The sequence below is a fragment of the Pseudaeromonas sp. HNCC25DJ180 genome (assembly GCF_055413345.1).
On the sequence record NZ_JBVAYF010000003.1, the window covers coordinates 49,729 to 75,258 of the forward strand.

General features: G+C 61.0%; 27 protein-coding genes and 3 riboswitches. Of the genes, 14 read left to right on the forward strand and 13 right to left on the reverse strand.

Annotated elements, in window-relative coordinates; translation table 11 throughout:
• Nucleotides 1–31: 31 nt before the first annotated feature.
• From ACZYTD_RS03340 to ubiE, 9 genes are all read right to left on the reverse strand, one after another.
• Nucleotides 32–1,651: a phosphoethanolamine transferase gene (locus ACZYTD_RS03340; RefSeq protein ID WP_463889176.1), complete on the reverse strand. Its 1,620-nt coding sequence runs from the start codon at nt 1,649–1,651 to the stop codon at nt 32–34.
• Nucleotides 1,652–1,822: 171 nt separating this feature from the next.
• Nucleotides 1,823–2,836, reverse strand: a complete 1,014-nt coding sequence (gene hemB / locus ACZYTD_RS03345; RefSeq protein WP_463889178.1) for a porphobilinogen synthase — start codon at nt 2,834–2,836, stop codon at nt 1,823–1,825.
• 68 nt (nt 2,837–2,904) lie between these two features.
• Complete coding sequence (tatD, locus tag ACZYTD_RS03350; protein WP_463889180.1) at nt 2,905–3,699, reverse strand: 3'-5' ssDNA/RNA exonuclease TatD; 795 nt, start codon at nt 3,697–3,699, stop codon at nt 2,905–2,907.
• A complete protein-coding gene (gene tatC, locus ACZYTD_RS03355) occupies nt 3,692–4,426 on the reverse strand; it encodes a twin-arginine translocase subunit TatC (RefSeq protein WP_463889183.1) in 735 nt (244 codons plus the stop codon). Before tatC ends, tatD begins: the two co-directional genes overlap by 8 nt.
• Nucleotides 4,423–4,884 carry a Sec-independent protein translocase protein TatB gene (tatB, locus tag ACZYTD_RS03360; RefSeq protein WP_463889185.1) on the reverse strand — a complete coding sequence of 154 codons (462 nt, stop codon included), beginning with the start codon at nt 4,882–4,884 and terminating at the stop codon, nt 4,423–4,425. Before tatB ends, tatC begins: the two co-directional genes overlap by 4 nt.
• Before the next feature lie 3 nt (nt 4,885–4,887).
• The gene (gene tatA, locus ACZYTD_RS03365; protein WP_463889186.1) at nt 4,888–5,163 is read right to left on the reverse strand and encodes a twin-arginine translocase TatA/TatE family subunit; all 276 of its coding nucleotides are present in this window, start codon (nt 5,161–5,163) and stop codon (nt 4,888–4,890) included.
• A 40-nt stretch (nt 5,164–5,203) separates the two neighbouring features.
• Nucleotides 5,204–6,838, reverse strand: a complete 1,635-nt coding sequence (ubiB, locus tag ACZYTD_RS03370) for a ubiquinone biosynthesis regulatory protein kinase UbiB (RefSeq protein ID WP_463889188.1) — start codon at nt 6,836–6,838, stop codon at nt 5,204–5,206.
• Nucleotides 6,835–7,452, reverse strand: coding sequence for a ubiquinone biosynthesis accessory factor UbiJ (locus ACZYTD_RS03375; protein ID WP_463889190.1), 618 nt, complete (start codon nt 7,450–7,452; stop codon nt 6,835–6,837). The genes ubiB and ACZYTD_RS03375 overlap by 4 nt, the downstream gene beginning before the upstream one ends.
• Nucleotides 7,453–7,468: 16 nt before the next feature.
• Nucleotides 7,469–8,227: a bifunctional demethylmenaquinone methyltransferase/2-methoxy-6-polyprenyl-1,4-benzoquinol methylase UbiE gene (ubiE, locus tag ACZYTD_RS03380; protein WP_463889192.1), complete on the reverse strand. Its 759-nt coding sequence runs from the start codon at nt 8,225–8,227 to the stop codon at nt 7,469–7,471.
• A 269-nt stretch (nt 8,228–8,496) separates the two neighbouring features.
• Nucleotides 8,497–8,586, forward strand: a riboswitch (cyclic di-GMP riboswitch).
• A gap of 271 nt (nt 8,587–8,857) precedes the next feature.
• Here ubiE and ACZYTD_RS03385 point away from each other — a divergent pair.
• The 14 genes from ACZYTD_RS03385 (at nt 8,858) to ACZYTD_RS03450 (ending at nt 22,926) form a co-directional block, all read left to right on the forward strand.
• Entirely contained in the window at nt 8,858–9,730 is an 873-nt protein-coding gene (locus tag ACZYTD_RS03385; protein ID WP_463889193.1) for a FliM/FliN family flagellar motor switch protein, read from the forward strand.
• A gap of 13 nt (nt 9,731–9,743) precedes the next feature.
• Nucleotides 9,744–10,106, forward strand: a complete 363-nt coding sequence (fliN, locus tag ACZYTD_RS03390) for a flagellar motor switch protein FliN (protein ID WP_463889676.1) — start codon at nt 9,744–9,746, stop codon at nt 10,104–10,106.
• 4 nt (nt 10,107–10,110) lie between these two features.
• Nucleotides 10,111–10,851 carry a flagellar type III secretion system pore protein FliP gene (gene fliP / locus ACZYTD_RS03395; protein WP_463889195.1) on the forward strand — a complete coding sequence of 247 codons (741 nt, stop codon included), beginning with the start codon at nt 10,111–10,113 and terminating at the stop codon, nt 10,849–10,851.
• A gap of 3 nt (nt 10,852–10,854) precedes the next feature.
• A complete protein-coding gene (gene fliQ / locus ACZYTD_RS03400; RefSeq protein WP_463889198.1) occupies nt 10,855–11,124 on the forward strand; it encodes a flagellar biosynthesis protein FliQ in 270 nt (89 codons plus the stop codon).
• The gene (gene fliR / locus ACZYTD_RS03405) at nt 11,121–11,903 is read left to right on the forward strand and encodes a flagellar biosynthetic protein FliR (protein ID WP_463889200.1); all 783 of its coding nucleotides are present in this window, start codon (nt 11,121–11,123) and stop codon (nt 11,901–11,903) included. The genes fliQ and fliR overlap by 4 nt, the downstream gene beginning before the upstream one ends.
• Nucleotides 11,900–13,036, forward strand: coding sequence for a flagellar biosynthesis protein FlhB (gene flhB / locus ACZYTD_RS03410; protein ID WP_463889203.1), 1,137 nt, complete (start codon nt 11,900–11,902; stop codon nt 13,034–13,036). Before fliR ends, flhB begins: the two co-directional genes overlap by 4 nt.
• 3 nt (nt 13,037–13,039) lie before the next feature.
• Nucleotides 13,040–15,115, forward strand: coding sequence for a lateral flagellar biosynthesis protein LfhA (lfhA, locus tag ACZYTD_RS03415; protein WP_463889205.1), 2,076 nt, complete (start codon nt 13,040–13,042; stop codon nt 15,113–15,115).
• A 168-nt stretch (nt 15,116–15,283) separates the two neighbouring features.
• Nucleotides 15,284–15,373: riboswitch (cyclic di-GMP riboswitch) on the forward strand.
• Between the two features lie 185 nt (nt 15,374–15,558).
• A riboswitch (cyclic di-GMP riboswitch) is annotated at nt 15,559–15,654 on the forward strand.
• A 240-nt stretch (nt 15,655–15,894) separates the two neighbouring features.
• Nucleotides 15,895–17,247, forward strand: coding sequence for a sigma-54-dependent transcriptional regulator (locus ACZYTD_RS03420; protein ID WP_463889208.1), 1,353 nt, complete (start codon nt 15,895–15,897; stop codon nt 17,245–17,247).
• Between the two features lie 11 nt (nt 17,248–17,258).
• Entirely contained in the window at nt 17,259–17,585 is a 327-nt protein-coding gene (locus ACZYTD_RS03425; protein WP_463889211.1) for a flagellar hook-basal body complex protein FliE, read from the forward strand.
• 9 nt (nt 17,586–17,594) lie between these two features.
• Nucleotides 17,595–19,376, forward strand: coding sequence for a flagellar basal-body MS-ring/collar protein FliF (gene fliF, locus ACZYTD_RS03430; protein WP_463889214.1), 1,782 nt, complete (start codon nt 17,595–17,597; stop codon nt 19,374–19,376).
• Complete coding sequence (locus ACZYTD_RS03435) at nt 19,363–20,391, forward strand: FliG C-terminal domain-containing protein (protein ID WP_463889216.1); 1,029 nt, start codon at nt 19,363–19,365, stop codon at nt 20,389–20,391. The genes fliF and ACZYTD_RS03435 overlap by 14 nt, the downstream gene beginning before the upstream one ends.
• Nucleotides 20,392–20,401: 10 nt before the next feature.
• Nucleotides 20,402–21,094: a FliH/SctL family protein gene (locus tag ACZYTD_RS03440; protein ID WP_463889219.1), complete on the forward strand. Its 693-nt coding sequence runs from the start codon at nt 20,402–20,404 to the stop codon at nt 21,092–21,094.
• Nucleotides 21,095–21,102: 8 nt separating this feature from the next.
• Complete coding sequence (locus tag ACZYTD_RS03445; protein WP_463889679.1) at nt 21,103–22,428, forward strand: FliI/YscN family ATPase; 1,326 nt, start codon at nt 21,103–21,105, stop codon at nt 22,426–22,428.
• Nucleotides 22,429–22,515: 87 nt separating this feature from the next.
• Nucleotides 22,516–22,926: a flagellar protein gene (locus tag ACZYTD_RS03450; protein ID WP_463889222.1), complete on the forward strand. Its 411-nt coding sequence runs from the start codon at nt 22,516–22,518 to the stop codon at nt 22,924–22,926.
• 23 nt (nt 22,927–22,949) lie between these two features.
• Here ACZYTD_RS03450 and flgN read toward each other — a convergent pair whose 3' ends face one another.
• The 4 genes from flgN to flgA all read right to left on the reverse strand — a co-directional run bounded on the left by flgN (nt 22,950) and on the right by flgA (nt 25,480).
• Nucleotides 22,950–23,390 carry a flagellar export chaperone FlgN gene (flgN, locus tag ACZYTD_RS03455; RefSeq protein WP_463889225.1) on the reverse strand — a complete coding sequence of 147 codons (441 nt, stop codon included), beginning with the start codon at nt 23,388–23,390 and terminating at the stop codon, nt 22,950–22,952.
• The gene (gene flgM, locus ACZYTD_RS03460) at nt 23,387–23,662 is read right to left on the reverse strand and encodes a flagellar biosynthesis anti-sigma factor FlgM (protein WP_463889227.1); all 276 of its coding nucleotides are present in this window, start codon (nt 23,660–23,662) and stop codon (nt 23,387–23,389) included. The genes flgN and flgM overlap by 4 nt, the downstream gene beginning before the upstream one ends.
• A gap of 79 nt (nt 23,663–23,741) precedes the next feature.
• A complete protein-coding gene (locus tag ACZYTD_RS03465) occupies nt 23,742–24,560 on the reverse strand; it encodes a tetratricopeptide repeat protein (RefSeq protein WP_463889229.1) in 819 nt (272 codons plus the stop codon).
• Between the two features lie 134 nt (nt 24,561–24,694).
• Complete coding sequence (flgA, locus tag ACZYTD_RS03470; protein WP_463889232.1) at nt 24,695–25,480, reverse strand: flagellar basal body P-ring formation chaperone FlgA; 786 nt, start codon at nt 25,478–25,480, stop codon at nt 24,695–24,697.
• Nucleotides 25,481–25,530: the final 50 nt, after the last annotated feature.

The window sequence follows — 25,530 nt, forward strand, 5'->3', positions numbered from 1 at the left end:
GATGGCGCCTTTGTGTGTTGAGCCAACCCGCTTAGTTCACCTTGCGGCAGGGTTGGAACAGATCCAGTCTGGGCTGGTAGGCCTGGGTCTGGATATCCAGGATGCCGAGCACAGAGTGGAACAGGTTGTCGTGGCTGACCGGGCGGGTGGCGACTTGGCGCAGGCAGGCCAGATCCAGGCCGCTCTGCTCGGCAAAGCCCTGGGAGATCCACTGCACCATGGGGATGTGGCGCTGGGTATCGGGGGAGAAGTCGTAGGGGGCGCCGTGCAGGTAGAGGTTATTTTCACCCAGCGACTCACCATGGTCAGACATATACCACATGGCCGTGTTGTAGTGACCTTGCTGCTGTTTGAGCAGCTCAATCACCCGTGCCAGCAGGTGGTCGGTGTAGAGAATGGTGTTGTCATAGGCGTTGGTGATGGCCTCGCGGCTGCACTCCTGCAACTTGTTGGTGTTACAGACGGGGGTGTATTGTTCAAACTGCTTGGGGTAGCGCTGATAGTAGGCGGGGCCATGGCTCCCCTTCTGGTGCAGCACCAACAGCAGGTTACCCTTCTGCTGGGCTAGCTGTTGCTCCAGCCCCTGCAGCAGAACTTCATCGAAACATTCGCCCCCCTGACACCACTTGGCATCCTTGGCCTGACTCAGGTCTTCGTAGTTAACCCGATCACAGGTGCCCTTGCAGCCGGAGTTGTTGTCCTTCCAGCGCACGGAGAGCCCGGCGCGCTGCACCACATCCAGCACACTCTCCTGATGCTGACTGCTCTTGTACTGCTCGCGACTCATGGGGGAAAACATGCAGGGCACAGAGGTGGCGGTGGCTGTGCCACAGGAGCTAGCCTGGGGGAAGTTGATCACATCCAGTTTGGCCAGTTGCGGCGTGGTCTGGCGGCCATAGCCATCCAGGCCGAAGTTGGCGGCGCGGGCGGTTTCCCCCACTACTAGGACCAGGAGGGTGGGTTTGCTGTGCTGTTGCCAGCTAGCCGCCTGCTTGGCATCCAGCCCGACTCGTTCCAGCACCTTGGGCTTTTTGAACCAGATTTGGTGCAGATAGTCGCCACTGGCATAGAGGAAGTTGGCTGGCGTGAAGAAGCGGCGTACCTCGCCCTGATTGCGGAAGAAGGAGGCGTAATCCTGATAGAAGAACCAGGCATTGCCGCCGATCACCACCAGGGTCAGGGCTATGATGCCCAGCTTGTGCAGCAACAGGCTGGTCCAGCGGCCGTAGCGGATCGTCGTGCGCCACAGCAGCAGGCTGGGCAGTAGACCCAGTCCCAGCAGATAGGCGCACAGCTTGAAGTTCAGCAGCTCCAGGGCTTCGGCAGGGTTGGTCTCGAAGACGTTCTGCAACATGTAGCGGTCGATGGAGATGCCATAGCTATTCATGAAGTAGGCGGCCGAGGCATTGCCGAGCAACACCAGGGTGAGTAGGGGGCGCAGCACGCCCGGCCAGGCGACGAGGGTGATGAGCAGCAGCAGCAGGCTCAGCACCACGCTGAAGATGGAGGCGATAAAGGCCAGACTGCCGGGTTGGCTGAGGGGGAAGAAGGCCAGGGTCTTGGACCAGAATTGCTGGTTGCTGGTCAGCACAAAGAAGAGGGCATACAGCAAAGAGAGAGACACTGAGCCAATTGAAAATCGTTTTTTCATAGGGAACCCAAATTGCGGGGGGAGTCGCGAGCCGGTCAATATATACGCGGTTTCCCGGCAGGGCTACCTTTGCCGGTAACATAAATTTCGGCCCGCTTAAGGTTACTTTAAGCTTGTGGAGCAGTAGCCGGTAGTTGGGATAGCTAGGGCGCCTAATGGCGCCCACTCAGATTAGCGGCTTTCGGCCAGCCACTGGGCCACGCGTTTGGCGAAGTAGGTGAGTATGCCGTCGGCGCCGGCGCGCTTGAAACAGAGCAGTGACTCCATGATGCACTCGCGCTCCTTGAGCCAGCCATGCTGAATGGCCGCCATGTGCATGGCGTACTCGCCGCTCACCTGATAGGCGAAGGTGGGCACCCCATATTGCTGTTTCACCCGGTAGACCACATCCAGATAGGGCATGCCGGGTTTGACCATCACCATGTCCGCCCCTTCGGCGATATCCATCCCCACCTCGATCAGGGCCTCATCGCCGTTGGCTGGATCCATCTGGTAGCTCTCCTTGCTGCTCTTGCCCAGATTGGCGGCCGAGCCGACGGCATCGCGGAAGGGGCCGTAGTAGTGGGAGGCATACTTGGCCGAGTAGGCCATGATCTGGGTATGGCTGAAGCCATGGCTCTCCAGCGCCTCGCGGATGGCGCCGATGCGGCCATCCATCATATCGGAGGGGGCCACCACATCGGCTCCTGCCAGCGCATGGGAGAGGGCCTGCTTCACCAGGGCGCGGGTGGTCACCTCATTTAGCACATAACCGCTCTCATCTATGATGCCGTCCTGGCCATGGCTGGTGTAAGGGTCCAGCGCCACATCCGTGATGACGCCCAGTTCAGGCTGGGCGGCCTTGAGGGCACGTACCGTGCGCTGCACCAGGCCGTCACTCTCCCAGGCCGCGGCCGCGTCCAGGCTCTTGTGCTCCTGGCCTATGACGGGGAAGAGGGCGATGGCCGGGATGCCCAGTGCTACCAGCTCGGCCGCCTCCTGCAGCAGCAGATCGAGGGAGAGGCGCTCTATGCCCGGCATGCTGGCGATGGCCTCGCGGCGGTTTTCTCCCTCCAGTACGAATACCGGATAGATGAGGTCATTCACCGTGACTACATTCTCCCGCACCAGACGGCGGCTGAACTCCTGCTTGCGCAGACGACGGGGACGACGGGCGGGGAAGGCGGCGGAGACAAACTGAGTCATGCATTACCTCGGCATAGGGAACGGAAAAGGGACGGACGAGCGCGAGGCCGGAATAGCACCCATTGGGCTCATGCGCCGCGCTCATCAAGGCGAAAGAAGGCGCGCGTGGTGGCGCGGGTATGGGCCAACAGGCTGACCAGGCTCTCCTGGCGCAGCTCGGCCACGGTCGCGGCGATATGGGGCAGGAAGGCCGGCTCGTTGCGTCGGGACTTGGGCTTGGGGCTCAGATCCCGAGGGATGAGATAGGGGGCATCTGTCTCTATCATCAGGCGGCCGGGCGGAATCAGGGGCACCAGGCTGCGCAGCTCCTCGCCCCGGCGCTCATCGCAGACCCAACCCGTGATGCCGATATGCAGCCCCAGCGCCAGGCACTGCTCCAGTTCGGCTCGGTTGCCGGTGAAGCAGTGCAGCACGGCGCCGGGCAGTTGCGGCAGCCAAGGGGTGAGCAGGGCGATGAAACGCTCATGCGCATCCCGGCAATGCATAAACACCGGTCTTTGTAGCTCAGCGGCCAGGGCCAGTTGGGCCGTAAACGCCGCCTCCTGCGCCGGGCGCGGCGAGAAGTCACGATTGAAGTCCAGACCACACTCGCCTATGGCCACCACCTGGGGTAGCCGAGCCAGCTGGCGCAGGGTGTCGGCACTGCGCTCATCCCAGTGGCGGGCATCATGGGGGTGGACGCCCGCCGTGCTGAAGGCGTAACCGGGCCAGTGGGCGGCGAGCGTGGCGGCAGCCTGGCTCTCGGCCAGATCGGTTCCCGTGAGGATCAGCGCCTCTACCCCCGCCTCCTGGGCGCGGGCCACTGCCTCGGTACGGTCGTGGTCAAACTGGCTGTTACCCAGGTTCAGGCCGATATCAATCATGGGGTCTCTCGTCGGTCGACGGGCTCTTGCGATAGGCGCGCCCCATCAGCAGCCCCAGCTCGAACAGCAGGCAGATGGGGATTGCCAGCAGGGTCTGAGAGAGCACGTCGGGCGGGGTGAGGAACATGGCGACCACGAAGGCACCGACTATGAAGTAGGGGCGTTTCTTGGCCAACAGCTCGGGGGTAGTGGCGCCGCTCCAGCAGAGCAGGCAGACCGCCACCGGTACCTCGAAGGCCAGACCAAAGGAGAAGAACATGCCCATGATGAAGCCTAGGTAGCTGGCTATGTCTGTGGTCATGGTCACCCCTTCCGGCGCCGTGTTGGCGAAGAAGCTGAAGACCATGGGGAAGACCACAAAGTAGGCGAAGGCCATGCCGGCATAGTAGAGGCTGGCGCTGGCCACCACCAGCGGCAGCACCAGGCGCCGTTCATGCTGGTAGAGGCCGGGAGCGACGAAGGCCCAGATCTGGTAAAGCACATAGGGGATGGCCAGAAACAGCGACACGTAGAGGGTCAGTTTCATGGGGATGACGAAGGGGGTGGCCACATCTGTGGCTATCATCTGCGCTCCCTGTGGCAGGCTCTGCAACAGGGGCAGGGCCAGCAGGTGGTAGATGTCGTTGGCAAAGTAGAGCAGGCCGATAAACAGCAGGGCTACGGCGGCCAGGGCCCGCAGTAGGCGGCGGCGCAACTCCAGCAGATGGGCGATCAGGGGCTGACTCATGATTTATCCAGGGGCGAAGAGGGGGGAGCGCGTTCCGGCAGCGGCGGTTGCACCGGGCTGGCTTTTTTCAGCTCGTCTATGGCTTGCTGGATAACGGCTTGCTGGATATCGAGCGAGAGCTCCAACTGCGACTCCGCCCTGGGGGGGATGCTGTTCTCGGCTACGCTCTCAGCTGCGCTGTCGGCGGAATGAGCGGCGGGCGGCGCCTTGGGGGTGGGGTCCAGCAGGGTGCTGCGGGTCAGTTCCTGAGCCTGGTCGCTGGTTTGTTGCAGTTCCTGTTTGAGCTTGTCTAACTCCAGCTCATGTTCGAACTCGTTTTTCACCGCATGCAGCGTGGCACGAATGGTACCTATCCACTTGGCCACACTGCGCACCGCCACTGGCATCCGCTCTGGCCCCAGCACGATCAGCGCCACCACGGCACAGAGCAGCAGCTCGCCTATACCCACATCGAACATGGATTATTTATCCTGGCTGTCGCGGGGCGGCTGCTGGGGGGCTGGCCCCTCATGGAATTGGGCATCGGCCAGCTTTTCCGGCTCGTCGGCTTTGGCCGTTGTGGCCGCTGTGGCGGCGGGATCCGCCGTTGGCTTGGCTTGCGGATCCTCGTGCAGCGCCTTCTTGAAGTCGCGCAGGGCATTGCCCAAATCGCCGCCCATGTTACGCAGACGCTTGGTGCCAAACAGCACCAACACTATGAAGGCGATGAGCAGCAGCTCGGTAATACTAAAGTGCATGATTCACCTCTGTGACGTTTCCTTGCCAGTGAGGCAGGGATTAATGTGCTCGCATCTTGAACCAGCCGCGCAGCCAGCACAAGAGCGCCATGGTGATGGCGGCGCAACCGACCGAGGGGTGGGCGCCATCCAGTAATAAAGCGCCACCCAACAGCAGGGCCGCGCCTATGCCGAGCAGGAAACGTGCTTCCCCCTGGCGATGATTCTGCTGCTGAAAGCGGCGGGCCAACTGCTCAAACTGGTGTTGCTGATGTTGGGCCTGTTGCAGGGCATCGTAGAGCAGATCCGGTAGTTGCGGCAGCTTCTCCAGCCAGAAGGGGGCGTTTTCCTGCAGGGAGCGCCAGGCGGCTTGGGGGCCCAGCTGTTGGCGCATCCAGCGCTCCAGATAGGGTTTGGCCGTCTGCCACAGATCCAGTTGCGGGTAGAGCTGGCGGCCCAATCCCTCCACATAGAGCAGGGTCTTCTGCAACAGCACCAGTTGCGGCTGCACCTGCATGTTGAAGCGGCGGGCCGTGTTGAATAGGTTGAGCAGCACCTGGCCGAAGGAGATCTCGATGAGAGGTTTGGCGAAGATGGGCTCTAGCACGGTACGCAGGGCCGCCTCAAACTCCTCGACCTTGGTATCGGGCGGCACCCAGCCGGATTGCACATGAAGCTCGGCCACCTTGCGGTAGTCCCGGTTGAAGAAGGCGAGGAAATTCTCCGCCAGATAGCGTTGGTCGGCCCGGTTCAGGGTGCCGACTATGCCGCAGTCTATGCCGATCCAGAGCGGATCGTGCGGATGGTCATAGGAGACGAAGACGTTACCCGGGTGCATGTCGGCGTGGAAGAAGCTGTCGCGGAACACCTGGGTGAAGAAGACCTCCACCCCGCGCTCGGCCAGTAGCTTGAGGTCGGTGCCATTGGCCTCCAGAGCCTCCCGATCCGAGACCGGAATGCCATAGATGCGCTCCATCACCAGCACATTTTCCCGGCACAGGTCGGTATGGATGAGGGGCACATAGAGCAGGTTGGAGCCATCGAAGTTGCGTTTGAGCTGAATGGCATTGGCGGCCTCGCTCATCAGGTTCAGCTCATCGAGCAGCGTCTTGCGGTAGTCGGTCACCACCTCCACCGGACGCAGACGATTGCGGGGCAGCAGCCAGGCCAGCAGTCGAGCCAGGGCCTCCAGCAGGCGCAGATCGGCCTCTATGACGGGGCGGATATCCGGACGTATGACCTTGAGCACCACTTCGGCGCCGCTCGCTTTGAGCCGAGCCGTGTGCACCTGAGCCACAGAGGCCGAGGCCAGCGGGGTCTCGTCGAAGTCATCGAACAGGGCCTCTATCGGTTGTTTCAGACTCTGCTCTATCAGCTCGCGGGCCTGGGTGCCGGGGAAGGGGGGAACTCTGTCTTGTAGCAGGGCCAGTTCGTCGGCCAGATCCGGCGGCAGCAGATCCCGGCGGGTGGAGAGCATCTGGCCAAACTTGATGAAGACAGGGCCCAGGGTCTCGCAGGCCAGGCGCAGGCGCTTGCCTCGGCTGTCGCTCTGGTGGCGGTTGCGCAACCAGAAGAGGGAGGCGCGGGCGGCCCGTACCGGCCAGGGGCGCCAAGCCAGAGGCAGCAGCTCATCCAGGCCGTGACGCAGTAGCACGGCGCCAATGCGATAGAGACGACGCAGCTCCCTGAGTCTCATAGTCCCACCCGGGCGGCCAGCCGCTCCAGTCGCAGGGCGGTCGCATCGAAACGGCGCTTGAGGGCGGAGACATCGTCGCAGAAGCAGGCCACTTCCAGGGGGCCCGGCGCCAGCCGCGCCTCTTCGGTCAGGTATTCCGCCAGATCCTGGCGGTTAATCTGCCACTGGTGACGAAGGCCCTGATGCAGTTGCTTGGCCTGGCGACAGAGCAGATGGGCCGGCACATCCCCCAGGTAGCGGGCCAGCTGCCCCTCCCAGTCGATATCCAGCTCGCCCAGCAGGATGGCGAAGCAGTTGAAGAGCGCCGGATCCCCCTGCAAATCCACCTTGCCCTCGCGGATCAGGCTGCTGAGCTGGTTCTTGTCGCGCAGGCGGGGCAGGGCGGCCAAGTTGAGGCTGACCCCGGCATCGGCCTGACCCTCGAACTGGGTCAGCAGATCCACCCGTTGGGGGGAGAAGAGAAACCAGAGGGGACGCAGTTCGCGAATATCCAGGCGCAACACCTTGCCCAGCAGGGGGCGCACCCGTTCACCACTGGCACTATCCAGGGCCAGCAGGCGGTTGAGGGCGGTTTCCAGTGTGGCGCTCAGCAGATTGGCTAGGGGTAACAGCATCTTCTCTCCCGGCCGCTTAGAATTTGTAACCACGGTGCAGGGCGACCACACCCTGCGTCAGGTTGAAGTAGTTGACCTCTTCGAAGCCCACGGACTCCATCATCCCCTTCAGGGTCTCCTGATCCGGGTGCATACGAATAGACTCGGCCAGGTATTGATAACTGTCGCTATCCTTGGCGATGAGCTGGCCCATCTTCGGCAGTATGTGGAACGAGTAGAGGTCATAGAGCTTGGCCATCACCTCGTTGGTGGGTTTGGAGAACTCCAGCACCAGCAGGCGACCACCCGGTTTCAGCACCCGGTACATGGAGGCCAGCGCCTTCTCCTTGTGGGTGACGTTGCGCAGGCCAAAGCCTATGGTGATGAGATCGAAGTGGTTATCCGGGAAGGGCAGGGCTTCGGCGTTGGCCTGCACATAGCGGATGTTGCTGACCAGCCCCTGGTTGCGCAACTTATCGCGGCCCACCTTGAGCATGGAGTCGTTGATATCGGCCAGCACCACCTCGCCTGTGTCACCCACCAGGCGAGAGAACTTGGCGGTGAGATCGCCCGTGCCGCCGGCCAGATCCAGCACCTTCTGCCCAGGGCGGATGCCGGAGCAATCTACGGCGAAACGCTTCCACAGCCGATGAACGCCAAACGACATCAGATCGTTCATCAGGTCATACTTGGCCGCCACCGAGTGAAACACGCTGGCCACCAGCTCCTCTTTTTGCGCCGCGGCTACCGTCTGGTAGCCAAAGTGGGTGGTTTCGTCGTTTTGCTTCTGGTCCATTTTCCGCTTCATCCTCATCTCATCGCTGGTTAGCAGTGTACCGTAAAATCGGGGTCAGGGCAGGGGCACTGCATGAGTGCGTCTATCTTCCCCGCTCTAGCCTGAGCCTGGGTCATGGCCCGGTGACCACCGAGATAGCCATCTGTTATGGAGAAAGCATCAAAATCAGGGAGTTCATCTTGCTTTACGATTCTTAACCATATTAGGATGCGGCGATTGGCGACGACTGCTTGGTTCCCGCGCGGGATAGGCCGACTCTCTTTGACTCGCCAGTGACATGGCAAACTGTGCCGAAAGGTCAGGACGCAAAGCCTCCGGTCTCCCGGCTCACCAAAGCCCATGATAGCGGGGTTGCCAAGGGTGACATCTCGATAGCCAGCTCCTGGTTGCCTGCCCTTGCTTATACTCAGCCCCACCATGCGCCAGCCGTGTGATGCCTGGGTGTATTTTGCCTCTTTTCTCTCTCCGCTCATGTGGCCAACTTTGGGTTGAGCTTGCGTCTTCGCCTGCGTCTCTGTCTGGCTTGTGAGCGTCTGGCTGCGCGGCGATTTTTTCTGGGGCCGGATTGCAGAAACGGGCTTCAACTGTCGCTTTACTCACGGTTACGGATCATCTGCACTAGAGGGAACTATGTTGTCGGAGAGCAATAAACGCAGTGGCAAGGTGCTCGGTGCCGTCGAGGCTGCCAGCCTGCCCACCCATGACCTGTTGGGGCAGGGCCGCTTGGCAGCCGATAGCCTGCGGGAACTCAATGGCTTGCGCCGGGGGTTATCCCAGGCGGTGACGGGCTGTTTCTCACACCTGTTCAATGGTTACAGTTGCCAGTTAGAGTATGGTGCCTTCGTCGCCGGGTTGCCGTCGATGCCGGAGAGCGATGAGCGTCTCTGGGTCTGCGCCGAATCCAATCACGGCACCCAGGCGTTGTTGGCGGTGGCCCCCCGCGAACTCTACCGCCTGGCCATCCTCTTCTTTGGTGGCGCCCTCTATGAGCGCGATGGCATGGCGCCTGTGCGTCCCCTGAGCGAGACTGAGCAGCGCCTGCTGTTGCGGCTGACTCAACATCAGCTGGATATTCTCTCCGAACTGTCCGGTGAGGCTAGCACCGAATGGAGCCTTAATCTGGTGGCTGCCGAGGCGCTTCCCCGTGATGGCCTCTGGGTCAGCAGCGAGGTGACCCTGCTACTGGGTGAGCACGATACCCAATGGCATCTCTGCTGGCCGGTGAGCCAGAATGAACGGCTGGCGCTGCCGAATCCTGGCGAGACCCTGAGTGCCCGCTTAAACCACGCCTTGCCGCACGTGCCAGTGCGTATGCGCATCATATTGAGTGAGTTTTCCCTGCGTCTGGGTGATCTCCAGGGGTTGGCCGAGGGGGATATTCTGCCCCTGGAGCTGAATGAGCAGTTGCCTGCGCTGATCGGTACACAACCCTGTTTTTCTGGCCGGATGGCCGAACATAATCGTGGCCTGGTCTACCAGATCGATGCCATCAACCAAGCATAGTGGTGAGAAGATGATGAACGAACATAGTGGCAATGAACTGATGGGGCTGGATGATCTGGGCTCGCTGTTTGAGGAAGAGCATGTTCAGCTGAACGCGACCAAGTCCGACAGCAAGGAGCGGGATCTCCGTTTCTTCCGCAATATTCCGGTGAATGTGACTCTGGAAGTGGCCAGTACCGAGCTGCCGCTGGGCGATCTGATGCAGGTAGGTGAGGGGAGTGTCATCGAACTGGATAAGCAGGTTGGCGAGCCGCTGGATGTGCGGGTCAATGGTCGCCTGCTGGCTCGGGGTGAGGTGGTGGTGGTCAATGGCAAGTATGGTCTGCGGCTGGTCGAAATCGTCGACGACCAGGCTCTGCAGCAACTGGATCGCTGATCCCATGTGGCGCCTGATTGGCCTACTGCTGCTCTGGTTGGGGGGCTCAGCCCTGGCTCAGGCGGCTGACATGACCCTCTTCTCCGTGCTGCCTGGCGAGGGCGGGGCGCAGGATTACAACATCAAGTTGCAGATCCTGCTGTTTATGACGCTTTTGGGTCTATTGCCGACCCTGCTGCTGATGATGACCAGCTTTACCCGCATCATAATTGTACTGGCCATTCTCAGGCAGGCGCTGGGCTTGCAGCAGAGTCCACCCAACCGGGTGCTGCTGGGGTTGGCGCTCATCCTCACCCTGATCATAATGCGGCCAGTGTGGACCGACATCTATGAGCATGCCTTTAAGCCTTTTGATGCCGAGCAGATCACCCTGGAGCAGGCCGTGGTCAAGGCCGAGGTGCCACTGCGCAAATTCATGCTGGCGCAAACCCGGGAGGCCGATCTGGAGCAGATGCTGCGCATTGGCGGTGAGTCCGTATCGCTGGCGCCCGTCGATGTGCCCTTCACCATACTGTTACCCGCCTTCGTGCTCAGTGAACTCAATACCGCCTTCCAGATAGGTTTCATGCTGTTTGTGCCCTTCCTGGTCATCGATCTGGTGGTCGCCAGCGTCTTGATGGCCATGGGCATGATGATGCTCTCGCCGCTTATCATCTCCTTGCCCTTCAAGCTGATGATCTTCGTGCTGGTGGATGGCTGGGCCATGACGGTGGGCACCCTGGCCGCCAGTTTCAATGGAGGCTAACTCATGACGCCGGAGCAGACCGTCACCCTGATGGGGGAAGCCGTCAAGTCTGTGGTGCTGATGGTCGCCGTGCTGGTGGTGCCGGGTTTGGTGCTGGGACTGGTGGTCAGCATCTTCCAGGCGGCGACCCAGATCCAGGAGCAGACCCTGAGCTTTTTGCCCAAGCTGCTGGTCACTCTGCTGACCCTGCTGTTTACCGGCCACTGGTTGCTGGCTCAGGTCTCGGGCCTGTTTCACCAGATCTTTGCCAGCGTACCGGGGATGATAGGGTGAATGGCCTCCTCAGCCTGAGCTTTGCCGATCTGACCGCCTGGTTCGGCCTGTGGTGGTGGCCCTTTGTGCGCCTGAGTGCTGCCCTGTGGATGCTGCCCTTCTTCGGCGATAGCCGTGTCTCCACGCCTATCCGCATGTTATTTGCCTTTTGTTTGAGCCTGCTGGTGGCGCCCTTGATGCCGAAGATGCCCGCGGTGGATCCCTTCTCGGTCGGGGCCCTGGTGTTGGGGTTGGAACAGGTGCTGTTTGGCGTCCTGTTCGGCCTCTGTCTCCAGTGTCTGTTTATGGTGCTGAGCATGGCGGGCCAGATCCTCTCCATGCAGATGGGGTTGGGCATGGCGGTGATGAATGATCCCATTCATGGCGACAGCGCCCCCATCGTCAGTCAGTTGATGCTGGTCTTCTGTACCCTGTTGTTTCTGGCGCTCAATGGTCATCTGGTGACCCTGGAGTTGCTGGTGGAGAGCTTTCGCCGCTGGCCCATCGGCAGCAGCATCTATGTCCTGGATCTGGATAGCATAGTCACCCTGTTTGGCTGGAGCATAGGGGCGGCGCTGACCCTGACGCTGCCGGCTGTGGTGGCCATGCTGCTGGTCAACCTGACCTTCGGGGTGATGAATCGCTCGGCCCCCTCGCTCAACATCTTCTCGTTGGGCTTTCCCATGAGCCTGCTGTTGGGGCTCCTGGCCCTGCTGCTCTCGGTGAGTGGCGTCTCCAACCGCTATTTGCAGCTGGTGGAGTATGTATTGACCACACTGCGCGGAGTGACTCCAGCATGAGTGGCGAGAGCAGCCAGGACAAGACAGAGCAGCCATCGGATCAGAAACTCCGTAAGGCCCGGGAAGAGGGGCAGATTGCGCGCTCCAAGGAGTTGAGTTCGGCGGGGTTGCTGCTGTTTGGCGGCTTGGCCCTCTCCTGGATGGTGCCCAAGTTCGGCGAGCTCTTCGCCTCTGTGATGAGCGCCCCCCTGCGGTACGACTGGCGGGGCGAGCGGGATCCGACCATGATGCTGCGTTATCTGGGGGATGCCCTCTGGCAGATGTTCTGGGTGTTGTTGCCGCTGTTTGCCGTGATCGCCCTGCTGCTCATCTGCCTCTCCCTGGTGCCGGGGGGCTTGTTGCTGGTATGGAAAAACCTGTTTCCCAAGTTTGACAAGCTCAACCCGTTCAGCGGTCTCAAACGCATGTTCTCCAGCCAGAGTGTGATGGAGTTGGTTAAGTCGTTGCTGAAGGTGACCTTGATTGGCACCACCCTGGCATTGTTGCTGCAACATAACTGGTCCACCCTGATGAGCATGAATCGCTTGCCGGATCGGGTGGCCTGGGCGCAGGGGCTGCACATGCTCTCCCTGGCATTTGTGGTAATGGGGTGTGTGCTGATGCTGCCGGCACTGCTGGATGCCCCCTACCAGCGCTGGGCCCTGCTCAAGAAGCTGCGGATGACCAAGCAGGAGGTGAGGGAGGAGCACAAGAACAGCGAGGGGAGCCCCGAGATCAAGCGCCGCATCCGTCAGGTCCAGATGATGTTTGCCCGGGCGCGGATCGAGAAGCGGGTGCCCCACGCCGATGTGATACTGGTGAACCCGACCCACTATGCGGTGGCCATCAAGTATGATCCCAAGCGGGCCAATGCCCCCTATGTCATCGCCAAGGGGCTGGACAGCATGGCTCTGCGGATCCGGGAAGTGGCCGGCCAACATCAGAAGATGGTGCTGCCTATGCCGGAGCTGACCCGGGCCATCTACTACTCGACGCGTATCGATCAGGAGGTGCCCGCCGGTCTCTATACGGCGGTGGCCTATGTCCTGAGCCACGTGTTGCAGCTGCAGGCTTATCGGACCGGGCGTGGGCGTAAACCCTCACCGCTGCCGATGCTGCATATTCCCCCCGAGTTACGTCAACCTGAGAGGTAAATTGTGAACTGGCGTGTACTGACTCAATCCTATACGGGTATTCCCCTGCTGCTACTGGCCATCCTGGCCATGGTGATCTTGCCACTGCCAGCCTGGCTACTGGATGCGCTCTTCACCTTTAACATAGTGTTGGCGGTACTGGTGCTGCTGGTCTCGGTCTCGGCCAAGCGGCCCCTGGACTTCTCGGTCTTCCCCACTGTGCTGCTGGTGGCGACCCTGATGCGCCTCTCGTTGAACGTGGCCTCAACCCGGGTGGTGCTGCTCAATGGCCACGAGGGTGGGGACGCCGCCGGTAAGGTGATCCAGGCTTTCGGTGAGGTGGTGATAGGCGGCAACTATGTGGTCGGCATAGTGGTGTTCGTCATCCTGATGATCATAAACTTCGTGGTTATCACCAAGGGGGGGGAGCGGATCTCCGAGGTGTCGGCCCGCTTTACCCTGGATGCCTTGCCCGGTAAGCAGATGGCCATCGATGCTGACATGAATGCGGGCATTCTGGATCAGCACCAGGCCAAGCTGCGACGTCAGGAGGTGTCGCGGGAGGCGGATTTCTACGGGGCCATGGACGGGGCCTCCAAGTTCGTGCGCGGGGATGCCATCGCCGGACTCCTGGTGCTGGTGATCAACCTGGTTGGCGGTCTGGCCATCGGTATCTTCCAGCATGCCTTGCCGGTGGCGGATGCCTTCAAGCTCTATGCCCTGCTCACCATAGGGGATGGTCTGGTGGCGCAGATCCCCTCACTGCTGATGTCTACGGCGGCGGCGATCATCGTTACCCGGATCAATGACGAAGGGGAGATGAGCGATCAGGTGGGGCGCCAGCTGCTGGCCTCGCCTCGGGTCATCTTCACCGCGGCGGTCATCATGCTCATCCTGGGCCTGGTGCCGGGCATGCCCATGCTGGCCTTTCTCAGCTTTGCCTCTGTGCTGGCTTATGCCGGCTGGACCCTGCAGAAGCGGGCTCAGGTCTCGGCGCCCCTGGCGGCACTGGAAGATTTGGTGCGTCAGCGCGAGGAACAGGAGCAGCAGGGGCTGGAGTGGCAGGATCTGCCCCATGTGGATCAGTTGGCCATCGAGCTGGGTTACCGTCTGGTCTCCCTGGCCGAGAAGGAGCAGGGGGCCGAGTTGCTGAACCGGGTACGCGGAGTCCGCAAGACCCTCTCCGAGCAGATGGGCTTCCTGTTACCCGAGGTGCGGGTCCGGGATAACCTGCAACTGGCCCCGGAGCGCTATGTGATCAAGCTGGCGGGGATCACGGTGGCTGGTGGTCAGGTGGATTGCCAGCGCTTGCTGGCAATCGACAGTGGCCACACCTACGGCAAGGTCGATGGTGAACTGACCCAGGACCCGGCTTTTGGCATGGAGGCGGTGTGGATTGCCGCCGATGACAAGGCTCGAGCCCTCAATCTGGGCTATTCAGTGGTGGATGCGGCCACGGTCATCGCCACCCACCTCTCCAAGGTGTTACGCGAGCAGTTGGACGAACTGTTTGGGCATGAGGAGGTGGGCAAACTCTCCGCTCATCTGGCCAGCATTTCTGCCAAGCTGGCCGAAGAGCTGAATACGGCGTTGACTCCTATGCAGCAGCTCAGAGTCTATCGCCAGTTGCTAAAGGATCAGGTGAGTCTGATTGATATCCGTACCATAGCCACCACGCTGCTGGATGCCAGCGAGTTGACCAAGGATCCGATCCTGCTTGCCTCGGATGTGCGTTGTGCCTTGAAGCGCAGCATAGTGCGTCAGGCCATAGGGGAGCGGCAGTTGCTGGCCACCTTCACCCTGGACGACAGACTGGAGCAGACGCTGCTCACGGCGCTGAGTCAGGCGCAGCAACAGGGCAAGGTACAACTGGATGGCTTTCCGGTGGATCCCACCCTGCTGGCTCAGTTGCAACAGAAGATGCCCATGGTCAAGGAGCAGCTCCAGCAACTGGGTCACCCGCCGGTGCTGGTGGTGATGCCGCAGCTGCGCCCGCTGTTGGCACGCTACGCTCGCAGCTTCGCCAAAGGACTTAAAGTACTCTCATATAACGAGATCCCAGAACAGTTACAAATTGAGGTCATAGGCTCTCTTGGCTAAAACTTTAGCGCCAGATTGCGGCATGCTTCACAAATTACAATTTATGGATTCGTTCGTGTCGATAATGAATTGTTTTTTATCTTAATAAGAATATTCTCATGCCGGAAAGTGATTCTCACTCCATACGAAGCCTTCGGTCTTCGAATGAGGACATTTTCCTTATAAATCAGCATGAAAAGGCAAACTGAGTCGAAAGGTCAGGACGCAAAGTTTCCGGTCTAACACCACAGGCGTGGTCAGGATAGCGGGACTATCAAGGGTGGTAATAATCTGTCATGGCAACTGTTATCTATTCATTCAGTTGCCATGCTGCCGCGCCGTGTCCTGCAGATACGCTCATGGTTTGTCATCTTGTTGATGAAAGGTGGAATCAGCTATTTCTCTTAAGCGGAAATCAGCTATTCTACCTAAACCATGTCGAGGTGCATTTTCTTTGCGCCTTCTGCATGAAACGGCAAACTGCTCCGAAAGGGCAGGACGCAAAGCCTCCGGTCTACCACCCGCTCCTATGAGCTGGTCACGATAGCGGGGTTGCCAAGGCAGGTCAGCGATCACCGGTCCCCCCACGGAGGTGAGTTGATTTTCGTCGTCCCAAGGATGGGTGCACGGCTGTGCGCTTCACTCGGGCTGCGAGTCCGTCAGGATTTTCTGCCATTGGCTTGATTTCGACCGAGCAATCGGTTTCACACATTGAGTGATGAGGAAATCATAGTCATGGAACTAACATACATGGTTATTCAGGCAGACCGTTTGGTTATGCCAGGCAAGGGGTGCTGCTGATGGCACTCCCGACTCTGTTATTGGTCGATCCCGACCGTTACATCAATACGACCATGAGCCAGCAGCTGGAACAGGCGGGCTTTGCGTTGCGCGTCACCAACTCGGCCATCGGTTCCTTCGAGGCGGCGGCCCGAGCCCAGCCGACACTTCTGCTGGTGGATGCCAGGCTGCCCGATATGGCGGTGGGCACATTTGTCGCCAGCTTCCTGCGTCAGTACCCCGACTGCCTGGTCTTGATCATGGTGGATGCCAGCCAGGGGCTGGAGGCGGGGGAGGCCATGCGTCATGGCGCCATAGATTACCTGCACAAGCCCTTTGAAGGGGCACAACTGCTGGCGGCGCTGCAACATGCCCTGCGTCTGCATCAATCCATTCCGGATTTGGTGGCGGTTTCTCATGCCAGTCGTCAGGTGCTGCAGTTGGCCCGGCGGGCGGCGCAGACCAATGCCTCTATCCTGATCGGGGGCGCATCGGGTACGGGCAAGGAGCGGTTGGCCCGCTTCATCCACGACGTTTCGCCCCGCGCTCACAAGCTCTTCGTTGCCATCAACTGCGCGGCTATCCCCGAGAGCATGCTGGAGGCCACCCTGTTTGGTCATGCCAAGGGGGCCTTCACCGGTGCCGTGGCGAGCCAGGAGGGCAAGTTTGAGCTGGCCAATGGCGGTACCTTGTTGCTGGATGAGATAGGCGAACTCCCCCTGGCGTTGCAGGCCAAGCTGTTGCGGGTATTGCAGGAGCGGGAAGTGGAGCGTATCGGCAGTCATCAGAAGATCGCCCTGGATGTCCGCATCATAGCCGCGAGCAATCATGATTTGCGGGAGCGGGTCGCCCAGGGAACCTTCCGCCAGGATCTCTTCTATCGCCTGGATGTGCTGCCCCTGGCCTGGCCCAGCCTGCGTGAGCGGCGGGACGATATTCTGCCGCTGGCCGAGCACTTTATCCGTAAATATTCCCCCTCTGGCAGCCATCTGTTGAGCCCGGCGGCGCGCCAGGCGCTGCTGGCCTACGAGTGGCCTGGCAATGTTCGCGAGTTGGAGAATGTCATCCAGCGGGCGCTGATCCTGACTCGGGGTCTGCATCTGCAACCGGTTGATCTGCTACTGCCCCACGCGACGACCAGTCAGGAGTGGGCCACGCCGCCGCGGGGAGGCTGTGACTTGCCCGCCGCTCAGGGGTTAGCCGCCAGCAGGCGCCAGGCTGAATTCCAGTTTGTGCTGGAGACCCTACGTCGTTTCGATGGACATCGCACACGTACTGCCGAGGCCCTGGGGCTGACTACCCGGGCGCTGCGTTACAAATTGGCGGCCATGCGCGATCAGGGCATAGACATAGAACAACTGGTACGGATTTAGAGGAACCACTCATGAAAATTGAAGCCATGCAGACCCAGGCCCTGCTGCTGCAGAAGATGAACCGTATGGAGCAGTTGGCCAGCAGTGAAGTGGCGATTGCTCCGGCCAATGATGCCAATGACAGTTTTGGCCAGTTGATGACGCAAACGGTGCGCCAGGTCAATCAGCAACAGAATGTAGCCTCCTCCCTGATGGGGGCGGTCGACAGTGGCCAGAGTGATGATCTGGTGGGGGCCATGGTGGCTAGCCAGAAGGCCAGCCTGAGCTTTTCAACCTTGATGCAGGTACGCAATAAGTTGATGAGTGGTCTGGATGACATCATGCGTCTGCCGTTGTGAGGATGAGCCATGAGTGAATTGGTGAATGCCGTGCCCCTGCCGGGGCCGGAGCTCTCCCTGCGGGAGCGCGTGGAAACCTGGTGGCGCGACTGGCGTCGCCTGTCGCGGGATAACAAGTCCCTGCTGGTCATCGCCCTATTGGCCGCCTTCGTGGCCGCCACCATAGTGGTGATCCTCTGGACCGCCAGCCAGAACTATGTGCCCCTGTATGGCAAGCAGGAGATGTACGACACCGCCAATATCCTGGAACTGCTGGAGAAGGAGCAGGTGCCGTTCCGTCTGGACAAAGGCACAGGGCAGGTGCTGGTACCGGAATCCCAGTTGGCTCAGGTGCGGATGGCACTGGCGGCGCGCGGGGTGCGGGCGGCCATGCCTGCCGGGTTGGAGAGCCTGGATGGCGCCTCCAGCCTGGGCACCAGCGAATTCATGGAGTCGGCCCACTATCGCCATGCCCTGGAGGGTGAGCTGGCTCGCTCCATTATCGCTCTGGATTCGGTACGTGGTGCTCGTGTGCATCTGGCCATCCCCAAGCGTACCCTGTTTGTCGGGCGCGATGAGGAGAAGCCGACGGCCTCCGTGGTGCTGGATCTGCAACCGGGTCGGGGCCTGGATCAGGGCCAAGTGGAAGCCATTGCCAATCTGGTCGCCGGTAGCATCTCGGGGATGAAGCCCGAGGCGGTCTCCATCATAGATCAGGCCGGTCAGTTGCTCAGCAGTGAGCTGGGTGACAAGGGCGGATTCGGCAAGTTGTCGGTGCAGCAGATGGAGTATGTGCGCAAGCAGGAGGAGTACATCAAGCAGCGGGCCAGCGACATGCTCTACCCCCTGCTGGGTACGGGCAACTTCCGGGTACAGGTCGCCGCACAGCTGGACTTCAACACCCGAGAAGAGACTCAGGAGAAGATTGACCCCAGTAGTGTGATGCGCAGCGAGACCGGTAAGGCAGACAAGACGGTGGACTCGCTAGCCCTGGGGATACCTGGCTCCCTCTCCAATCAGCCGCCGGTGAAAAAGAACACTGCGGCGACAGGTAACAATGCGGCTGCCAGTGGCAATCAGAACAACGACAGCCGCACCGAGCGCAACGAGTTTAGCCGTCAGTATGATAACAGCCGCTCCGTGGTGCATACCCAGTATCAGCAGGGACGGCTCCAGCAGTTGAGCGTCTCTGTGCTCATCAACCAGCAGTTGGCACCCAAGGGGGGCTGGAGCAAGGAGCAACTGCAGCAGATGCAGGAGATGGTTCAGCGTGCCGTGGGATTTGATGCCAAGCGCGGTGATCAGTTCAGCTTCAACAGCTTCGAGTTCAACCCGCTGGTGTTGGCGGGCGCCGCACCCACAGAGTCTGCCTGGTGGGAGCAACCCATGTGGCAAGACTCCCTGCGCTATCTGGTGGGGGGGCTGCTGGGGCTGGCACTGGTATTTATGGGCATTCGCCCCCTAGTCAAACACCTGGTGCGGATGCAGCATCCTCTGGCTAGTGAGGAGGATGAGCCGTCCGGCGAGTCTGAGCTGGCTCTGGAGGGGCCGGCCCTCAACCGTGCGCCTGCCGAGGTGCGTGGCCAGATGCGCATGACGGATCAGGATGTGACCAACATGATGGGCGAGTTGGGCATAGATCCGGTGGCCGCTCGTCTGGTGGGCGACGAGGGGCTGGATCTGGAACGATTACCGGAGCCGGGTTCCGACCTCGAGGTACAGCTCAAACATCTGCAACTACTGGCAGACAAGGAGACGGCGCGCGTGGCCGAGGTGATCAGACAGTGGGTGGGTGGCTATGAACAACAGTAATTCCAATCCCTCCTCCGGGGATGTCCAGATGGACAATATCGACAAGGCGGCCATCCTGTTGCTCAGCATGGGGGCCGAGGCTGCCGCCAAGGTGCTCAAGCGCCTGTCGCGAGATGAGGTGCAGAAGCTGACCACCTGCATGGCGCGCCTCTCCGGAGTGAGCGCCAACGAAGCCAAGTGGACGCTGCAGCAGTTTTTTACCCTCTACAAGGAGCAGAGCGGCATCAGCGGGGCCTCCCGGGACTACCTGGAGCGGACGCTGGATCTGGCCTTGGGCCAGAAGCTCTCCCGCAGCATGCTCGACTCCATCTATGGCGATGTGATGAGCCAGGATCTGCAACGCCTGCAGTGGGTGCCGGCCGAAGTGCTGGCCCGTTTCTTCCGCCATGAGCATCCCCAGATGCAGGCTGTGCTGTTGGCCTTCCTGCCGCCGGATACCGCCTCCGCTGTGCTCGATGTGTTGCCGACCGATGTGCACGATGAACTGTTGTTGCGGGTCGCCAACCTCAAGGAGGTGAGTGAACACGTGCTGGAGGAGCTGCGCACCACGCTGGAACGCTGTCTCTCCTACGTGGCAGAACAGGCCGGGGCGCGGGTAGACGGGGTACGCCAGGTGGCAGATATCCTCAACCGCTATCAGGGGGATCGCGCCCAGATGCTGGATCTGCTGCGGCTGCACGACAACTCCATGGCGGTGGCAATAGAGAAGAACATGTTCGACTTCACCACCCTCAAGCGGCAGAGCGACGAGACCCTGCAGGCGCTTATCCAGGAGCTGCCATCCGATGTGCTGGCCATTGCCCTCAAGGGCAGCGAAATGGCCCTGCGCAAGGCGGTGCTCAGTGCCATGCCCAAGCGGATGGCCCAGGCGCTGGAGACCCAGATCCAGAGTCAGGGGTCGGTCTCGGTGCGCAAGGTCGCGGATGCCCGCAACGAAATCATGCAGTTGGTGCGCGAATTGGTCGAACAGGGCGAAATCGAATATCAGTTGTTTGACGAACCGGTGTTGAGCTGAGGAGCGGGTCATGAAGAAGGAATTACGTCTCCTCTCCCCACAGGGGGCGGTGCGTCACCACCACTTCCCTCCGTTGCAGCGGCTGCATGCAGGCCATGAACCCGCACCAGAGCCCCATCAGTACGAACACGGTTTCGAGCAGGGGATGAGTGAGGGCTTTGTGACCGGTCAAGAGCAGGGGCTGGAGCAGGGCAAACGACTGGGTTTCGAACAGGGCTATCAGCAGGGGATGCAACAGGGGGTGCGCGAGGGCGAACGCCAGGGCCGAGCCCTGTTTGATACGGCCCAGCATCCCTTCAACCGCTTGCGTGAGGAGCTCGATGCCCTCAGCCGCAGTCGTCTGGCCGAACAACAGGGCCTGCTGGTCGAACTGGTGACACAAGTGGCGCGCCGGGTGATCCATGCCGAGCTGACCCTGAACCCCCAGCAAATAGTGCAGTGGGTGAATGAGTCGCTAGCCTCTTTGCCTGATGGGCAGGAGGGGGTACACCTTTATCTCCATCCGGAAGATAGACAGCGTCTGCTAACCCTGGGTTACGCCGAGTGTGCCGGTTGGCCTCTGGAGGCGGATGCTAGCCTGGGGATAGGTGATTGCCGGGTCGAGAGTCGCCAGAGTGTGGTGGAGAGCCAGACCGAACAGCGTCTGGCCGACTGCCTGACGCAAGTGGCCAGCGCCCTGGCTGCCGAGGGTGAGAGGGCATGAGCGAGCAGCTGCGGCGCAGTTTGGCCCAGGCCTGCTCTGCGCTGCAGAACGGTCACGGTGGCACCGAGCGTACTCAGCATTATGGCCGTCTGGTGCGCGTCACCGGCTTGACGCTGGAGGTGGTGGGCTGTCGGCTCATCATGGGCCAACGCTGTCTGGTGCAGGGGGCGGATGGTCAGATGCGGGCCGCCGAAGTGGTGGGTTTTGACCGTGAGGTAGCCTACCTGATGCCCTTGGAGCCCATGAGCGGGCTGTTTGCTGGTGCCCGGGTGCGACCCGTGGTGGGGGAGGAGCGGGTGCGTATCGGCGATCATCTGCTCGGTCGAGTAGTGGATGGTCTGTTGCAACCGCTGGATGGTCGCCCCTTAGCCGCGGGTGGTGAGCTGGTTTCACTGTTTGCCCCCCCTCCCAATCCCCTGACCCGTCAGCCCATAGTCTCGCCACTGGATGTGGGGGTGCGCGCCATTAATGGCTTGCTGACCCCCGGTAAAGGGCAGCGGCTGGGACTATTTGCCGGCTCCGGAGTGGGCAAGAGTATGTTGCTGGGCATGATGACCCGCAACACCCAGGCCCAGATCGTCATCGTGGGCCTCATCGGCGAACGGGGGCGCGAGGTGCGCGAATTTATCGAGCAGGCGCTGGGGGAGGAGGGGCGCCGGCGCGCCATAGTGGTGGCGGCGCCGGCAGATCAATCGCCCTTGCTGCGACTGCGGGCGGCGCAACTGTGTCATCGCCTGGCCGAGTATTATCGGGAGCGAGGGTTGGATGTGCTGCTGCTGATGGACTCGCTGACCCGCTATGCCCAGGCCCAGCGCGAGATCGCCCTGGCCATAGGCGAGCCCCCGGCGACCCGTGGCTATCCGCCTTCGGTCTTCAGCATGCTGACTCAGCTGGTGGAGCGGGCGGGCAATGGCATTCATAGCCAGGGCTCTATGACGGCCATCTATACCGTGCTGGCCGAAGGGGATGACCAGCAAGATCCGGTAGCCGATGCGGCTCGCGCCATCCTGGATGGCCATGTGGTGTTGACGCGCCAGTTGGCCGAGCAGGGCCACTATCCCGCCATCGACATTGGAGCCTCGGTCAGCCGGGTCATGCCCCAGGTGGTATCCGCCGATTGGTTGCAGACGGCGACCCGGTTACGCCAACTGTGGGGCCGCTATCAACAGGTCAAGGAGTTGTTACCCCTGGGTGGCTATCAAGCGGGGGCCGATCCCCAGATGGATGAAGCGGTGCAGCGTTATCCTTTTATTGCCGCCTATCTGCAGCAGGGGCTTCATGAAGCGGCCGAGTTGCAGAGCTGCGCCGATACGCTGGTGCAACTGCTGCGCTAGACGCCCGCGGTTTTTTTCTCGGAGGGTCATGAACGTGTGCGCGTGCAGCCGAGACCCAATGGTTAAGTTCATGCCGAGGAGGCCAGCTTGTTAAAATCCTACTTGGGGTTACAGCAACAGGATCTGGAGCGTCTGGGCGAGGAGCGCAGTCGTTTGCGGCAGAGCCTGAGCCGCGAGGAGCAGCGCGTCGAGGTGTTGCAGGCCTTCTGTGAGCAGTTGCTGGACGAGGGATGCCAGCCCCATCCGCTCCATTGGCAGAATCACCAGGGGATGCAGCAACAGCTACGCACCCTACTGGCCCACCAGACCCAGCAGACCACGCTGGCGCGGCTGGATTTGCAGCATCAGGAGCACTTGTTGCGCCAGCAGTTTGGCAAGGTGCAGGGCTTGACCCAGATCCTCTCCCAGCGCGAGGCACAGGTGCAAGAAAAAACCCGCAAGGCCGAGCAGACCCTGTTGGATGAGTTGAGTGTGCAGGCGTTGCTGCGACGACGTTAGTCAGCGGTTGGCGGTGCCGCGAGTCACTCTTGGGCGTAGCGTTGGTAGGGATCGGGTTGTTGCAGCAGGTTGCGTAGCAACTCCATCTGCCCGGCCAGCAGGCGGCCATTGATGCTATTTTGCTGTTGGCATTCGGCGAGTTGTTGATGCAAGTTCTGCCATAGCGTAGTCATTTGACATCCCAACTGTGCCGGTAAGCGGCTGATCAGTGTCGCCATGCCCTGTTGATCGGCGTGCAGGCCAAAGCCGGAGAGCAAGCGGCTGCGTTCAGCTGCGCGTGTGGCCAAGGTGGTCATCAAGGCCTCCTGTTGTGGCTGCAGCATGGCCAGTCCGGCCGAGTCGTGAGCCCCCAGGCGCAGCAACTGCTGGTTCAGCAAGTGGTGTAACTGCCGATAGCTGTGCTGATCCTGCTGCATGCCTTCGATGAGCTGGCGCAGACACTGCTTCTGCTCGGCGGGGCTCACTGTCTATGCATCTCGACTATGGCCCGACTCAAGGCATCCAGATCCAGGTCCAGCTTGCCTTCGGCTATCGCGCTGCGGATCTGTTCCACTTTCTTCATATCCACATCCGGGGTGTTGGCTAGCAACTGGCTCGCCTTGCCCATGCCTTGCACTTGGTTGCTGAGTTGCGCCCCTTGGGCCGGACGAGCAAGCGGGGCTTGCTGGGTCGTGGTTGACTTGTCACCGGGGCGACTAGTCGGGACTTGCGGGCTTTCGGATCGGGTGATCTTCATAACATTTCTTCCTGTGTGGCTGCTAAACGATAAGAAGCGACCACTGTCACAGTAAACTTTAGGTCAGGTCACATCACATTTATCCGGCCGGGGTGATGGTGCGCTGGTTTGGCATGCCTGTGGGTTCCAGGTGTGGGGTGTTGAGCGTCTGACGCATGTGCTCCAGCAGTTGGCGTCCCGGGGTATCCAGGCTGTTGGCAAACTCGCCTAGCCAGGATTCATAGTCGAAGTTATTCCTGGCGCGTAAAAACAGCCCTTCCGCCACCTTCATGGTGTGCTGTAGTGAGGGTAGCCCTCGCTGGCGCAGGAATTGCGGGTCCGTATTGCCGACGCTCTCATAGTTGCGCCGCAGTATGTTGATTTGATTCATGGCGGGATTCAGCGCTCCTTGTTCACTCAGGGCGCAGCAGAAGTAGAGGCGCATATAGGGGATGGAGGGATAGGCGCTGGAGCCCTGCTCCACACTCAGTTCAAGGGCTCGTTCGAATGCGGTTTCTCCCTGGGGCAGCTCGCCGGCCAGCACCGAGGCGGTGGCCAGGTTGAACCAGTTGTCGGCAGAGTCCTGCAGGGTCAGCACCCGCTGGAAATGGTCGCTGGCTGCGGCATAGTGGCGGCGGTTGATGCACACCTGGCCCATGATCTTGCTCGCCTCCAGCACCTCGGTGGCTGAGCCTGAGGCCAACAGTTGGTCGGCTGCCGAGATCACGGAGTCCAGCTTGTTGGCGCGCAGCTGGCGCCAGAGGCCATCAAACTGCTCCATCTTCTCTTCCGGCCGGTCGTTAGTCCGCTGTTCCTGAGGGGGGGGGGCGACGGTGTCGATGGGGGCATGCAGGGCGCAGGTGGGTGCAACCGAGCTACGATGAGCCGCCATCCAGAGTTCTTTAACCCAGTGCCACATAAATCATCCTTAGGAGCTAGCCTTGTGCCAGGCCTGTTTGGCTCTACAAATTATCGTCAAACTGTAATCGAAACCTGGGGTTGCTGAACTTGATGGAGATCGGGATTCCCGGTAAAGGTGATCGGAATTCCGAGTTAGAAGCGTGTCTCTACTACCCCTGGCTCCACCACCCAGGCCTGGATCACCCGGCCCGAACTGTTGTTGCGCACCTTGATCCCTTCTCCTTGGTGGCCAGCCTCCAGCGCTTCCCCCTGCATGGTGGCGGAAAATTCATCCCCGCCAGCCCGGATCAGCACGGTTTCGCCCTTCTGGATCAACAGCGGGCTCTCCAGTTGCGCGGCCGTGAGGAGTTGTCCCACGCGCATGCGATGGCGCGTCTTGAGACCGATGAGTGACTGGCTGGTGGGCGTGAAGTCGCGAAATAGCCGACTCACCTCCAGCTTCTTGGCCAGCAGATCGCCGCTCGTGAGCGAGTCCCCCTTGGCCAGATCCCGCGCGGCGGTCCAGACCGGCAGAGTCAGGCTCAACTCCACCCGGCCGCTCAACTCCCAGCTGGGTTGGGCGCAGCTTAAACGATAGAGCTGGCGTCCCCAGGGCAGACCGCTCTGGCTGCTGGGGGTGATGCTGACTGGCTGCGCGCAGGGGGGGAGGTGGGCACTGCCGGCCGCCAGCCAGCTGTGCAGTTGTACCTGGCCGACAGGCCAGCCTTGGTTGGCCAGATAGTCATTCAGCCGTTGGTGCGCGGCCTGCTCCAACTGCTGTTGTAGTGAGTCGGCGGCGTGGCTGGCGTGGGGCAGCAGCAGGGTGGCCAGGCACAGCAGGGCGCCCCTCTGCCTGGTGCGAGACTTCCGCTGCGGAAGGCATCCTTCCGCCGCAAGGGGAAATAACCGCCAGATGTGATTGTAACTAGCTGATCTCATTGGGCCTTGTGGGTGGCATGACTCTTGTTTAAGCATACCCGTGATTAGAT